The sequence below is a fragment of the Sinosporangium album genome, assembly GCF_900100605.1.
GTDB lineage: Bacteria > Actinomycetota > Actinomycetes > Streptosporangiales > Streptosporangiaceae > Sinosporangium > Sinosporangium album.
This window is the reverse complement of record NZ_FNCN01000060.1, coordinates 1-14,296: the sequence shown is the minus strand read 5'-3', so window position 1 is coordinate 14,296 and position 14,296 is coordinate 1. Positions and strand designations below refer to the sequence as shown.

Genomic DNA, 14,296 nt, shown 5'->3' with positions numbered 1-14,296 from the left:
GAACTGGGCGATCAGCACGACGATGCCGATATATCCGGCTGAGGCCAGCCCGGTGGCCAGGCGTCCGCCACCGGCCAGCCTCCGCATCTCATGGAATGTTATGACGAAGAACACCAGGGCGCCGATGAAGGCCAGATGCCCGGTGGTCCAGGCGAGCCCGGGACCGCGGCTGCCGTCCAAGCCGTCCAGGATGCGGATCACGCCGTAGGCGAAGGTGAGGACGGGGGCGGCGACGAAGGCGATACGGAGGTTCAACTCGTTGACTCCTTAGCTGCGATGACCTCCCAATCCTGGTTTCCCGCAGCCACGCGGACATCGCCGAAGCGAGCGATCTCCCACATCCCTCTCGCGAGGGATCCGTCAACCCGGACGGGCTCCCGAGAGCGGTTTCCCGGAACGTCCGAAAGGCCAGCGGTCGCTCGTACGGCGGAGCCCCCCGGGGGGCCCGCGGTCCTGTCGGCGCGCACGCCGGAAGCGACTACCGGCGGGGGATCTGCGTGGCGAAGACGTGGAGCACCGCGACGAATGTGCGGGCGCCCTGGCGGTCGGCTGATCCCCTTTTCACATGCTCCAGTGGTATGCCCCTCAGCCGCAGGGGCGTTTCAGTGACATTCCGTATCGCCGCCGCAATCACACTGGTCGGCCGCACTTACAACGGGCTCCCGTGCAAGCCGTGATGGTAAGGCCCTGACCTTGACGAGGCGACCCTGGCCTCGCCCTACCCCCGCCTACACCGCCTGGTGCAAGCGCTGGGCGAGGCCAAGGCGGTCGCCGACCGGCAGGGGGCTACCGGTTCCGCCCAGCCGGGCGACCGGCGAGGTCCGCCTGGCCGACATCCGCTGACCGACTCGCCCGCTCCAGACCACGAACGGGAGCACGAGTCATCGCAATTCGACGAGTCCGACTGCCGCCCAGGCGGCCAAGCGTGAGCTCGGCTGGGCCGCCAGCGGGATCACGAGCGTCCGATGCCGTCGGCGATGTGGCCGGTGAGGAAGGCGAGCATGCTGATGGGCTGCCAGGTCGGTTCCTGCGGAGTGGCCATCGGCTCGGTGCCCTCGCGGTGATCTGCCCCGGCTGGAACGGCCTTTGGGTGTACTCGCGCCGCGCCTGCGTAGGCTGGTGAATCGAGAGACCTAATGCATGATCTGGTCAAGCGCGGTGACTTTCTCCTGTCCGGGCGCGTCGCCGAACGAGTGTTGGGTGCGCAGGTAGTCGGCCATGGCGGAGATGCGGCGAAGCCCGGACAGGTCCGGCGGCGGCACCGGCTGGCTGCCGGTCAGCGTTTCGGCGGCGCTCGTGATTGCGGTGTGCAGGGGCGAGTCGTCGATGATCTCGTCGTGCAGGATCTTGCCGTCGCGTTCGGCAACGAGCCGGTGCTGGTTGCGCTGCAGTTGCCAGCCGCCGGTCGTGGTGACCGGGTCCAGGCGGACGGTGACGAGGGTGTCGGCGGCGTGGACGGTGAGGTAGCGCTGTCGGTCGTCGGCGGCGCGCAGCCCGCGGTGCCAACGTGTGATGTCGGCGGGGGTGCGGCCCACGACGATGGCGGGGGTGGTGATGCTGGAGTGCAGATCGAGGTGGACAAGACCATCGCCGAGAGGAGCGGTGGCGTGCTCGGTCAGGGTAGCGACGAATAGGCGTGGATCGAAGACGGCGCGCAAGGTCGCGTCGCAGGGGTCGGAGGTGAGGTAGCTGGTCATGGCCTCGGCCGGGAGCAGGCGGCGCAGCACGGCGAGCATGTGCAGCCATTCGTAGCCCAGCACCCCGTAGGAGCGGTCGATGAAGCGGCCGTCGGCGATGTCGGCGGTCCGGTCCTTGGTGAAAGAGACGGTGAGGTGGTCGATCGGGCCGCCGGCGTGCTGGGCCAGCAGGCCGGCGGCGCCGTCGAGGGCAGTGGCGTGCTGGTATTGGTCGGTGACGAGCAGGCGGGCGCGGGGGTGGCGGTCGAGCAGGTCGGTCAGGGCGACGATTTCGTGGGCCTGGCAGGCGGGCTTTTCCAGCAGGACGCGCGCGGCGGGGTCGCGGGCCAGGATCGAGCGTAGGACGGACAGGTGCTCGGCCGTGGGACAGCATACCGACCACAGGTCGATCGCCCGGGTTGCGGGCAGGTCGTCGATGTTGTGGTGGAAGCTGCGGCAGGTGCGCGGCAGGTCCTGGTGTTTGGGGTCGAGAATGGTCAGCTCGGCGCCGGCACCGGTGAGAATGCCCGCGTGCAGGCGACCGGCGGCGCCGTAGCCGACGACGCATGCGTTCAGCCCGGCCACGGGGGATGGTTCGCGCACGGTCAGCGTTGGCGCCGGTGTGGGTGTGGCTGCCTGGCTGGTCAGGTAGGTGCGGTAGTAGTCGTCGTACAGGCCGGAGGCGGCGATGAGGGTGTCGACCAGGGTGGTGTGCACGCCGGGCGGCAGCGTGGCGGCCTGGGCGCACAGCGCTCTGGCGGCGATGAGGGTGCCGGCGCGGTAGGCGTCGTAGCCCTGGTTGGGGATGGCGTCGGCCTCGAACAGATTCAGGGACCGGCCGTCGCCGAGCATGGTGACCTCGGCCCCGGTGGGCAGCCGGTAGCGGCGTCCGACGCCGGGGATGTGACCGGTCTGCTGGGCCGGTGAGGTGTCGCTGGTCACGGGGGCGAAGTCGGCGGTGGCGAACGGCGCCAGGATCGCGCCGTCGGGCAGTAGCGCGATCGCCTCCTCGGGAAGAGCGCCGCTGTCGCCGGTGGTGCCGGCGACGATGAGCGGCACCGTGGTGCGCAGCGCGTGGACGGCGGTGCGGTAGGTAGCGTGCCCTGCCTCGGCGGCGGCGATGAGCGCCAGCGGGTCGGGATCGACGACGTGGAGTTGGCAGCCGTGCGCGTGCAGCGCGGCGGCCAGGCGCGAGCCGAGGGTGCCGTAACCGAGCACGAGCACCGGACGGCCGATGGTCTTGACGGCCGGCAGCAGCGCCCGCAATCGGCGCACGCAGGCGTCGGCGATCTCGGGATAACCGAGCCGGGTCTTGACCGCGGAGCGGGCCATGTTGAACACCGGGATAGCCAGCGGCCTGGCGGCGGTGATGCGTTTGAGGCCGGAGACGGTCAGCTCCAGCGCCGCGTCGATGCGCCGCGGCGCGTCCGGGCGACCGTAGCCCTGGGCGATCAGGCCGCCGTCGTCGATCACCAGGACCGGCCGTCCGGCGGCGTGGGCGGCGTCGATGAACGCGTCCACCTGCACCAGCGTCTGGGCCAGGTCGGCGGCGTGGCTGTCGGGGGCGTTGATCGCCGTGTTGTCCAGCACGCCGCTGGCGCAGCCAAGGCCGGTCAGTGTGGCGTGGATGCGGTCGCGGCCCCGGGTGCGGTCGCCCTTGGCGAGTGCGTAGATCCACTGGGGCGGGACGCCGCAGCGCTGGATGGCCAGCAGCAGGGCGAGGGTGTTTTCCACGTAGTGGTCGCGGGCGATGACCGCCCATCCGGCAAGGTTCGCGTCCGGGGTGGAGTGGCGGGCCAGCAGCGGCATGGACGCGGTGATTGCGCTCAGCTCGGACGGGTCGTAGCGACGCGCCTGCTCGCGGAGCGCGGTGTGCAGGTCGTCGGCGGCGGCCTGGCCGCCGGGGCGGGCGTCGATGAGGATGTCCAGGCGCGGCCGACCGGGCAGGACGTGGCTGAGGACTTCCGGGAGCGCGGGGGTGGCGGGCCGCCAGCTGACCGCAACGAGGACGGTGCCGTCGGCTTCGGTCAGCTGTAAGTGCGCCTGCGGGCCCGGGCGGTGCAGGCGGAGCTGGTGGCGGGCGGCGATGCCGGCCGCTTCGGGCTCGATGGCGGCGGGCGGGATCGGGCCGCCGACCACCTCCCAGGTCGTGGTTGCAGACGGGATGGCGGTGTCGGTGGTCACAGGGGTCTCCCTTGAGAAGCAGGGGGTGCGGAGGAGCCGTACGGTGGTTCAGGTGCCGGTCAGGTCGGCCAGGAGCGTGTCGGTCGCGTCGAGGTGGTCGAGCAGGGTGCGGGCTGCCTGGTGGCGCAGCAGCCAGAACTCATCCAGCGCCCGCTGGTCGAGGCCCGGTGCCAGGTAGTGCTGCTTGACTCCGTACAGGCTGGTGAGCAGTTGCAGCAGGGCGATGCGGCCGCAGGCCCGCACGTCGGCGGCGGGGACGGCCGGGTGGGCGGTCAGGTAGCCGGCGACGAAGGTGTCCGCGGCGTCCGGCCAGGTGGGGGCGCCGGTGACGGTGTGCGGGTAGAACGCCATCCGGCCCAGGTCGTAGGCCGCCAGGAACGGGACGGGCGGGGCGTAGTCGAGCACGGCGGTCAGGGTGTCGCCGGTCCACAGCAGGTTGACCGGGGCGTAGTCGCCGTGGATCAGCTGGCTGGTCAGCTGCTCGGGCAGGTCGGCCATCAAGGCGGGGATGCAGGTCAGCATCGCGCGCCGCTCGATGAGGGTGTCGCGGGCGCGGCTGTCGAAGGCGTCGGCGTGGCCATCGCGTTCCCGCTGGTCGATGAGGTCCAGCAGGCGGTCGATGGTGGCATACATGCCGGGCAGGTCTACGTGGCGCCAGGCGTGGGCGGCGTCGTGGCGGCCGCCGATGACCAGGCCGGACTCAGTGGTCAGGCCGGAGAACACGGCGTGCAGGCGGCCCAGGGTACGGCCGGCCGTGGCCAGCTGGGCGGGGGTCAGGTGGGCGGCGACGTGGCCGGGCATCCAGTCCCACACCGACACCGCCAGTGAGCTGCTGGTGTCGATGACTTCGCCTGATCGGTTGGCCAGCACGGGCGCGCCGGGGATGCCCGCCCGCCGGGCGGCGGTCGCCAGCCGGATGGTGCCGCGTTCGTCGTTCAGGCGGGCCTCGCTGGGATAGCGCTTGACGAACACCTGCCGCCCGTCGGCGAGGGTGACCCGGTAGTTGATGGTGACCTGGCCGATCGGCTGACGGGCGACGTCTTGGACGGGCAGGCCGTAGCGGTCGGCCAAGACGGTGGCGACGGCGTTCTGTTCGAGCGGGGTGGCCACGATGACGTCCTCAGGCACGGCGGGTCTCTCCTTGGCGGGCGCTGGTCGAACAGGGTCTGGTAGGCGGCTCCGACGGCGCGCCAGCGGGGCGGGGCGTCGTCGGCCGGGGGCACGATGGGGGCTCGTCCGGCCGCTTCGGCGGCGGCCAGCACTCGGCCCGGCCCGTCGGCGAGCTCCAGCACCCTGTGTGCGGCGTACCGGTCGGCTTCGGTGGGTGGGCCGCCGTCGATGGGGAGCAGGTTGTGCACCGTCCACACCAGGCGCCAGCCGCCTGCGCGCAGCTCGGCCAGCCGCTCCAGCATGGTCGGTGCGGCGGCCGTCCGGTGCGCGGTAGAGCCGCTTGATTGAGCCGGTGCAGGTTGACCACGGCGGGGCCGTCGGGACGGGCAGGCAGCCCGTCCAGGCCGGGGCAGAAGGTCAGCGACAACGACGGCGGAACATGATGCTGGAGTTCGGCGAAGCACGGGCTGGGCCAGCGCGGGTAGTCGCTGATCACCAGCCAGCCGTGGCGCGGCCCGGTCATGCTCATCGCCGCCTTCCCTGCATCGTGCGCCACCAGGCGGTGGCGGCCCGGTAGCGGGCCAGACACGCGCGCGGCGACCTGTCGGGGCCGGTCCACTCCACGGCCACCTGCAGCGGTAGCCCGTGGTGGATCCGGGCCTGGACGGCGGCCGCGACCAGGGCAGGCCCGCACCCGGTCAGGCCGGTGCCGGGATCGGACAGATGCAGCACAAGCGCATGCTCGGCGATCAGGTCCAGCCACGCCGGGACGGCCCCGGACGCAGTGGCAGGCAGGTCAGCGGGCAGGGCGGCCGCCAGTTGCGCGGTGTCGGCCAGCAGCCGTAGCCCGCCGGTGGGGCCGGACGCATCGAGCAGGGCCGTCAGCACGTCGGTGGACATCCACTGGGGGTGGTGGATCTCGGCGAGCAGCGGCACCTCGGCCGCCGGCAGTGCGGCGGCGCCGGTGAGCTGCCGACAGGTCAGCGGGGTGCGGGCCAGCAGCCGGACCCATGCGCCGCCCAGCGTTCGGGTGGCGCGGGCGAGCCGGGTGACCTCCTGGGCCGCCTGCCAGCGCACGGCGCTGCCTCCGATGAGCAGGTCGGCCAGTTCTACGTCGGCGGTCACCCCAGTGATCGGCACGGTCTCCCGCGCGACGCGCGCCCACGCGCGCACGGTGTCGTCGCTCTGCGCCGTCAGACCGACGCCACGCGCCCCGCCCCGCAGGTGCACGAACGGCATGCCGCAGGCGGCGGCCCAGGCCAGCAGGTCGGGCACGGCCAGGCCGCGCACCGAGATGCTGTACAAGCCGATCGGCTGCATCACGACCCCCAATCGAAGATCGTCACGGGGCCGGGGAGACGGTGTCTGGCCAGCGCACGGTAGGCACCTTCGGCGTGTTCGCCGGGCAGGATGCGGCACCAGGACTCCAGCAGGACGGCAGGCAGGGACCGCAGCCAGGTGACGGCCGTGTGGTAGGCGGCCGGATAGCCCTCGCTGCTGAGGCTGCCCAGCTCGTGCATGCCGACCACGGTCCAGCAGGAGCGGTGCACGGCCGCGAACGGCATGGCCTCGCCCGTGGCGGGCGTGCCGAGCAGGCCCAGCACCGCGCCGGGCGCCAGCAGCGCTATCGCCCGCTGCGGCGCGCCGGTCGCGTCGATGACCAGCCGGGCGCCGCCGGACGGGAGCGCGGCCACGCACCGGGCCCCCGGCGCGTGGCCGATCGGGGCGTCGGGGCGGGAGGTCAGCACGGTGATGGCCGCACAGCCGCGCCGGTACAGCTCCAGGACGCAGCCCAGGGCGACAGGTCCGGAGCCGACCACCACGGTTTGGCGCAGGTCGGTGCCGGGCGGCAGCCGGTCCAGGCCCAGCAGCGCCATTTGCGCGAAGCGGGCCAGCGCCGCCGCGGCCAGGCTGGTGCCGGGCGGCGCGGCCACACCCATCTCCGGCGTGGGCCGCCAGGCGGCCCCGTGCGGCACGGGCGCCAGCAGCCAGCCGCGCTCGACATCACCGCTCAGGCTCATGTACCCGGCCATGCGGGGGGCGGTGACGCTGTCGGCCAGGTGCCGCCGCTCGGTGCCGGGCGAGACGATGCTGTAGCGGGCGCGCACCATCCCGGCTGGTGCCGGCCGGGCGGGCAGCAGCCGGGCCTGGCCGTCGCGGAACTCCACGCGCGGCACGGCGTACGCAGGCGGGACGAGAGCGGGCATCGATTCAGGTCCTTCCGGCCAGCCGCTCGACCTGCTCGGCGATGCGGTGCGGCGAGCCGCGCAGCAGATGCATGGGCAGATCGCGCGCCACGGTGCGCACCAGGCGGGCCCGCCGCAGCAGCTCACGCTCGCCCTCCAGGGCGCGCAGCGGCAGCGCGCCCGGCTCGGCGCGGACGCGATCCACCAGATGACCGCTGCCGGTCCACCACACGCTCTCGGCCGTGTGCGGCTCCAGCAGCTGGACCTCATCGCCGACGTCGCCGCCGAGATCGCCGGTGACGTCGATGAGGGCCGCGGCGGCCACCCGCCCCACGATCGGGGAGGTGCCCGCGCCCACGAACGCAGGCCAGCCGTACAGGTCGAGCAGGCCCGGCCCGGCCTCGGGCACGGCAAGGCCGGGGAACCAGCGGCGCAGTGCAGTGCGGCGGGCGATGATGGCGCCGGTACCGCCCCGGACGACGGCACCGCCCGTGCGGTCGATGTCGAGCAGGGTCACGTCCCCCGACAGCCATCGCCAACCGCGCAGGCCCAGCGCCGTCCCGGTGAGGGTCTTGCCCGCGCCGTGCCCGCCGAGCAGCACAACCGCGCCGCTGCCAGGCCGGTACAGGGCCACGCTGTGCACGGCCAGGGTGTCGTAGCCCAGATGCAGCACGTGCAGGTGGGCGTTGATGAGGCGGCGGGCCTCGGCCAGGTCGGCGGGCACGTTCACGGAGACCCTGCTCGGGCGGCACGCCCGCACTGTGGCCGAAGCGCCGGGCACGTGCGGCGCCACCTGGGGCCAGCCGGAGATCAGCGCGTCGGCGGCGGCCACGATCAGCGCCCGGCCACCGCTGCGGACGGTCACCGTCTGTAGGGTCTGCGCGGACGTGATGATCGCGGTGTTGTTCATGACCGGCTCCAGGCCAGCCATGGCTCCAGCACCGGCCACACCGGCAGGTGCGCCAGCGCCGGCAGATCCGCGACGCTCAGCCGCACACCGGCCGCGTCGGCCAACCGGCGCGCCCAGTCGTCATCGGGCCAGGCCATCCGGATGTGCGGGGGACCGCCAGTCAGCCCCAGCAGGTCGGTGGAATACAACTGCTGCGCGGGTGAGGCCAGCGCGTGCTCGGCGACCGTGGCCAGGTCGGCTCGGGGCAGCGCGGCCCCCACCACCGGCCGCCCACCGTCGCAGCCAGAAACGACGTGCACCACGAGGCCGATCGGCGCGGGCGGCGCGTACGACACCGTCCGGCGGTGTTCCTCGGCGGTGTACACCCGGCGCGCACGCGTGCCCTGCCGCAGCGGTCGCCCATCGCCCGTCCTGGCCAGCGCCAGCGGAACCGCAGCCCGGGTGGGCCACCCGGCCACCAGCCCGCCGGGGCCGATCATCGTCAGGTCATCGCCCATGAAGACGGCGCCGAGTTCGGCACACGCCCGGTGGGCCAAGGTCGATTTGCCGCCACCGGACGCGGCCACGAACAGCACGGCACGGCCGTTCACCGCGACGGCCGAGGCGTGCAACAGCCGCCACCAACCGAGCATCCGGCTGGCGAAGAACAACTGCGCCAGCCAGCGCGGCCACCGCCGCCCCGGCCCCTCGGCCGGGACGACCACCCGGGTCGTGCGTTCGGCCGCGATCACCTCCAGTGCCGCCACCGGGCTGCCCGGCCGGTAGCTGGCCACCAGGTGCTGCCGCCCATCGGCGGCATGCCGGATCGCCAGCCGCGCCGTGCTCGACACGGTGAGCACAGGCAGGTCATCGAAGAGGGCAGCCGCATCCCGTGTGCTGGGCAAGAAGCCCGCAGTGTCGTACTCGGCCCGGACCGTCCAGCCGTAGCCCTCGTGGCCGATGTGCGCGGCGTTAACCGCGCAGGGCGGCGCGAGCACGTCTAGCACGTCGGCGACCAGGTCGCCAGGGCCACTCAGGCGCAGTCGCCAGCGATCCAGGCCCAGCGTCGATTCCCGAACCGGGCCCGTCCTCGCGGCCGGACCGTCGGATTGGGCAGCGCAGGCCTCGCCGGCGAACCCGTCGGCGCTCCGCTCCGGCAGCACGCCCTGAGGACCTGTCATCACAACCTCCCTGCTTGGACAGGTGAGCACGGCGCCGTTGCCCTAAGCTGTCACCTCGTTACCGTCTGGTCCCAGCCAAGCGCGTATCAGAGCCTGAAGCCAGGACTCGGTTGTAGTCCCGCTGTAGTCTTCCCGTCCTTTGAGAGTTGCGATGAGCGATCAGCCTCTGGCCCGCCATCCCCTGACCCACTTGCGCCGGCAGCGCGGATGGAGCCTCACCGACCTCGCACAGGTCGTGCAGCGCCGAGCGGGCGTCAACATGGCGGCCAACCGACAGAAGATCTGGCGGTGGGAGCACGGCCTGGCCGTCCCCGACCTGCCCGCCCAACTGGCCATCGCCACCGAAGTCGGCATCGACCCGAACACCGTCGCCGCCCTGCCCTGGCCCACCTGGCTGCTGACCGTTGACGGCATGGAACGCATCGATCAAGGCTGGACCACCGGCACCGCGAAAGACACACTGACTTTGGTGGGATGCATGACCGACATATCCGACGACGACCGTCGCGCGTACCTGCTGCTCACCGGGCAACAAGCGGCCGACCTGGCCACCGCCTGGGCGGCCGTGCCCGCCGTGCCGACCATTCCCACCAGCAAACTCCGCCATGCCACCGGCCACGGCATCGTCGATGCCGAACTGGCCGGCTGGGTAGAGGGCCGCGTCCATCAGCTGTGGCACCTCGACGATCTGATCGGCGGCGATTACTGCCTCACCCTGGCCCAGGCCGACCTGCAGCTGATCCGCCGCCTGCTGGAGCAGGCCCGCTTCGGCGGCCTCATCGAGCAGCGGCTGCTGACCGCCGCCGGAGAACTGCTGCGGCTGACCGGCTGGTGCGCCTTCGACGCCGACCGGCACGCCGCCGCCGAACGCTACTGGCATGCCGGGCTGCGCACCTCCGCCGCCGGCGGCGACACCCTGACCGGCGCCTACATCCTGTCACTGATGGCCATGCAGCACAGCTACGCCGGAGACGGCCGCACCGCCATCAACCTGCTGCAGACCGCCCGCGAGCGGATCGGCCCCGGCTCATCCCGCACCGTCCACGCCATGCTGGACGCCTGGCAGGTCCGCGCGCACGCCGCCGCCGGTGAAGCCGCCCAGGCCCTCAAGGCCCTCGCCCGCGCCGACGCGCACTGGGAACGCCGCGACCCCGACGAGGACCCGGCCTGGGCGTACTGGATGCGCCGCCCCTCCCACACCATCGAAGTCGGGCTCGGCTTCGTGGGCCTGGGCCGCACCGACACCGCCGTACGGCTACTCGAAGAAGGCCAGGCCGGACGCAGCCTCGACTACACCCGCGACACCGCCCTGGGCCTGACCGCGATCGCGAGCGCCCAAGCCGAGCAGGGCGACCTCAACGGCGCGCTGGAAAACGCGGGCCGAGCCGCCGACCTGATGGCCACCGTGGATTCCAGCCGCGTCACCGACCTGCTGCAGTCCTTCTCCCGCCGCCTGCCGCACGGCCCTGTCCAGACGGCCTTCCAGGCCCGGTTGGAGACCCTCGCCCAAGCCCCGGACCAGAGCGTGGAGTGAAGAGCACGGCAGGTCGCGCTGCGGCAGGCTGCCGACCGGCCCTCTGCGACCTGCGAAGATCGACGTCCATCGAGTTGTAACGGAATAGCAGGCCGGGAATCATCCCTGGCTCCTACAGTCCAACGGGCTCGTTAGCGCAGGTGGGAAGGCTGATCACAGCGAACGCGGCCCGTTTCTGGCGTATTCCCGCCGTCCCCCTACCGGACCGAGAAGAGCAGGCTCCAGGCCGCGACCGCCGCACCGCCGCCACAGGACACCGACGGTAGGGACATGCAGGGGACCGGGACAGCCGGTCCCGGAGCCGGGGCGGACCGGCTCACCAGCGCCTGACCTCAGGATCCCCCCGCGAACCGCTCCACCGACGCTGTGGGGAAGAGGTGGGCGAGCAGCGCCGAGGTGGCGTCGCCGAAGCGGCGGGCCTCGTCGCCCGACGGGAGCAGGCCAGGCGCGGCCACCGTGAGCTGCAGCACCCCGATCCACAACGCGTAGGCCTGAAGCGCACCGTCGTGGGCGGCGTTCGCCGACAGTCCGAGTTCGCGCAGGCAACCCGCCATGAAGTCGAGTCGCCGCCGCCCGGCCTCATGCACGGCCGCCGACACCGCGGGGTCCGCCACCTTGCCGAGCAGGTCGGTCTCGATCCGCACCCATGACCTGTTGCGCATGACCGAGCTGAACAGCCGCTCCAGCCTGGCCCGGGGATCGCCGACGCCGTTCAACCCCGCGATGACGAGCTCCGTCTGCTCCAGCCAGAGGTCGAGGACCGCCTGGACCAGCGCGGCGCGGTCCTTGAAATGCCAGTAGAAGCTGCCCTTGGTGGCCCCGAGCCGGGTGGCCACCGGTTCGACCGCCACGGCGTCGAGGCCTGCCTCCGTGAAGGCGTCGTACGCCGAGGCGGCCCAGTCCCGCGCGGTGAGGCGGGGGGATCTGCGTCCTGGTGGTTTGGTCGCGGCCATATCCATACGCTACCGTACGGTAAATTCCATACGGCACCGTATGGAAAAGGGGGCTCAGTGATCACCAACGTGCATGAACGAACATTTCCGGTATCACCCGACACGCTCGGCGCGATGCTGGAAACCCTCGCGACAGACCACGACCGCGTCTGGCACTCCGACCTCGTCCAGCCCATCACGCTGGACCGCGGCCTGAACGTCGGATCACGCGGTGGCCACGGCCAGGTCCGCTACCACGTGATCGAACACGAGCCGGGCCGACTGGTGCGCTTCGAATTCCACCGCAGCATCGGACTGGTCGGAAACCACACCTTTGAGGTGGTCCCACACGACGACTGGCACGCCACCCTGCGGCACACCATCGAGGCACAACCCACCCGGCGGGGCCGAGTCACCTGGCCGCTGCTCATCAAACACATCCACGACAACGCCGTCGAAGACATGCTCGACCACATCGAACGCACCGTCACCGGCATGGTCCACCGCCCCGCGCCGGCCCCCCGCTGGGTGCGCGTCCTGGCCCCCCGCCTCCGCCGCCGCCGTGTACGGCAAAGCCCCCTCGCACCCGGCCCCCTGACCTCCGCCGCCATCACCGGCCGCCCCGACGCCGCCGACTGCTACACCACCCCGCTGCTCGCCGCCGACGCCCGCGACCCGCAGACCTGGATCCGCGAGGTGTTCGGCAAGCCGCCGCGCACGGTCAGCACCCTGATGCGGCTACGCGACCACCTGGTCAGACCGTTCGGCCTCCGCACCGCCGACACCTTGCGCGCGAAGACCCTCTTCCCGGTGCTCGCCTCATCGGCGGACGAGGTCGTGATGGGCGTCGACGACCGCCACCTCTCCTTCCGCGTCGGCGTACTGGTCGCCGACAGGAGGATGTCGGTGACGACAGCCGTACAGTTCAACCACTGGACGGGGCGCCTCTACTGGGCGGTCGTCCGATGGTTCCACCCCTACGTCGTGCGAAGCATGATCCGCTCCGTACCATTCGCCAAACCCAGAACCTGACCACGCACACATCCGGTCTCGCCCGCGCCCCAGGATGCGACGCGGGAGAGCTTCGCCGCGGCGGGCGAAGGCGATGCGGCGATGGCTGCCTGCCACCGCTCGACTTGAGTTCGCCTGTAGGCGAACTTCTAGCGTCGATGCCATGGCGCAAGAGAACCTCAACGGGCGGCTCCGGATCTCCGTGGTGATCGGCAGCGTGCGCAGGCCCAGATTGGCCCAGCGTGCACCGGCCCGCTGTGCGGGCCATGTCCGCCCGACTTTGAGGTGGCCCGTATTCCGTCCTGAGGAAAGTGTTCAGTCGCCACTGACTTTCGACTCGGGCTGGTCCACTGGGCGCCGCGGTAGGCCGTGGGGACCTCCCCCTTGAATGTGGACACCTCGGAGACTGGATCTTGAGATCCAGGGGAAGAGATGTCACTGATGGTGATGAAGCACTACCCGGAAGAGTTCAAGGCCGACGCGGTCGCGCTGGTCATGTCCGACCCTGCCAGAACGATCTCCTCGGTCGCCGGGGACCTGGGCGTCAGCCGCGAGACGCTCCGGGTATGGGTGCGCGCCGCCGAAGCCCGCGGCGCGCAGCAGGCCACCGCGGCATCCGGCAAGTCCACCCCAGGTGGGCGCATACCCTCCGATGACGTGCTGGAAGAGGAGAACAAGAGGCTCCGCGCCCGGATCAGGGAGCTGGAGACCGAGCGCGACATCCTGCGCAAGGCGGCCAAGTTTTTCGCGGGCGAGACGAACTGGTGACCAACCGCTTCCAGTTCGTCGAGGACCACAGGACGGCCTTCGGGGTCAAGCGGTTGTGCCGGGTGCTGGGAGTGTCACGCTCCGGCTTCTACCGGTGGCGCAAGGCCGCTCCCGCCCGGCTGGAGCGCCTGCGCAGCGATGCGGCCCTGGCAGCCCGGATGCGCCTGATCCACACCGAGCACGACGGGACCTACGGGTCCCCCCGGATTGCCGCGGAACTGCGCGGGCAGGGCGTCCGGGTCAACCGCAAGCGGGTCGAGCGGATCATGCGCGAGCACCGGATCACCGGGCTCCGCCTGCGCAGGAGGGTCCGCACCACGGTTCCCGGGCCGGACGCCGCCCCGGTTCCGGACCTGCTCAGGCGTGACTTCACCGCTCCGGCGCCGAACCGGAGGTATGCGGGCGACATCACGTATCTTCCTGTCGGGTCGGGCCGCTTCCTGTACCTGGCGACGGTGATGGACCTGCACTCGCGCCGGTTGGCGGGCTGGTCGATCGCCGACCGCATGCGCACCGGGCTCGTCGTCGACGCGCTGGAGGCGGCGGCCCGCACCAGGGGCGGCAGACTGGAGGGGGCGGTCTTCCACAGCGACAACGGGGCGCAGTGCTGCTCAGAGGAGTTCGAGCGGGCGTGCCGGCGTCTCGGGGTCGTGCGCTCGCGTGGCGCGGTGGGTTCGAGTGCGGACAACAGCGCCGCCGAGTCGTTGAACGCGACTCTCAAACGCGAGACCCTTCAGGGTGCTCCCGGTTGGGGCTCGGCGCGTGAGGCGCGTCTGGCCGTGTTCCGGTGGATCACCAGGTACAACACCCGGAGAAGGCATTCCC

Annotated in this window: 9 protein-coding genes and 3 pseudogenes; 4 read left to right on the top strand and 8 right to left on the bottom strand. The window is 71.8% G+C overall.

Annotation, left to right across the window (positions count from 1 at the left end; translation table 11 throughout):
• The 7 genes and pseudogenes from BLQ73_RS29945 to BLQ73_RS32945 form a co-directional block, all read right to left on the bottom strand.
• Positions 1 to 255 (bottom strand): annotated as a pseudogene (locus tag BLQ73_RS29945) (hypothetical protein); the annotation flags it as partial.
• A gap of 878 nt (positions 256 to 1,133) precedes the next feature.
• Complete coding sequence (locus BLQ73_RS29940) at positions 1,134 to 3,860, bottom strand: Gfo/Idh/MocA family oxidoreductase (protein ID WP_093176091.1); 2,727 nt, start codon at positions 3,858 to 3,860, stop codon at positions 1,134 to 1,136.
• Between the two features lie 48 nt (positions 3,861 to 3,908).
• Entirely contained in the window at positions 3,909 to 4,988 is a 1,080-nt protein-coding gene (locus tag BLQ73_RS29935; protein ID WP_176955773.1) for a phosphotransferase enzyme family protein, read from the bottom strand.
• Between the two features lie 507 nt (positions 4,989 to 5,495).
• On the bottom strand, positions 5,496 to 6,293 hold the full coding sequence (locus BLQ73_RS29930) for an AP endonuclease (RefSeq protein ID WP_143020523.1): 798 nt from the start codon (positions 6,291 to 6,293) through the stop codon (positions 5,496 to 5,498).
• Positions 6,290 to 7,177, bottom strand: a complete 888-nt coding sequence (locus tag BLQ73_RS29925) for a hypothetical protein (RefSeq protein ID WP_093176082.1) — start codon at positions 7,175 to 7,177, stop codon at positions 6,290 to 6,292. The genes BLQ73_RS29930 and BLQ73_RS29925 overlap by 4 nt, the downstream gene beginning before the upstream one ends.
• A 4-nt stretch (positions 7,178 to 7,181) precedes the next feature.
• Complete coding sequence (locus tag BLQ73_RS29920) at positions 7,182 to 8,066, bottom strand: hypothetical protein (protein ID WP_218126089.1); 885 nt, start codon at positions 8,064 to 8,066, stop codon at positions 7,182 to 7,184.
• On the bottom strand, positions 8,063 to 9,226 hold the full coding sequence (locus BLQ73_RS32945) for a phosphoenolpyruvate carboxykinase (ATP) (protein ID WP_176955772.1): 1,164 nt from the start codon (positions 9,224 to 9,226) through the stop codon (positions 8,063 to 8,065). The genes BLQ73_RS29920 and BLQ73_RS32945 overlap by 4 nt, the downstream gene beginning before the upstream one ends.
• A gap of 151 nt (positions 9,227 to 9,377) precedes the next feature.
• Between BLQ73_RS32945 and BLQ73_RS29910 the strand changes: the two genes are divergently transcribed.
• Complete coding sequence (locus BLQ73_RS29910) at positions 9,378 to 10,760, top strand: helix-turn-helix domain-containing protein (protein ID WP_093176077.1); 1,383 nt, start codon at positions 9,378 to 9,380, stop codon at positions 10,758 to 10,760.
• 332 nt (positions 10,761 to 11,092) lie between these two features.
• Here BLQ73_RS29910 and BLQ73_RS29905 read toward each other — a convergent pair whose 3' ends face one another.
• A complete protein-coding gene (locus BLQ73_RS29905) occupies positions 11,093 to 11,713 on the bottom strand; it encodes a TetR/AcrR family transcriptional regulator (protein ID WP_176955771.1) in 621 nt (206 codons plus the stop codon).
• Between the two features lie 114 nt (positions 11,714 to 11,827).
• On the opposite strand from BLQ73_RS29905, the gene BLQ73_RS34775 reads away from it, so the two are divergent.
• The 3 genes and pseudogenes from BLQ73_RS34775 to BLQ73_RS29890 form a co-directional block, all read left to right on the top strand.
• Positions 11,828 to 12,724, top strand: coding sequence for a DUF2867 domain-containing protein (locus tag BLQ73_RS34775; RefSeq protein WP_176955770.1), 897 nt, complete (start codon positions 11,828 to 11,830; stop codon positions 12,722 to 12,724).
• Positions 12,725 to 13,144: 420 nt separating this feature from the next.
• Positions 13,145 to 13,339, top strand: a pseudogene (locus tag BLQ73_RS35190) (transposase); the annotation flags it as partial.
• Between the two features lie 12 nt (positions 13,340 to 13,351).
• Positions 13,352 to 14,296, top strand: a pseudogene (locus tag BLQ73_RS29890) (IS3 family transposase); the annotation flags it as partial.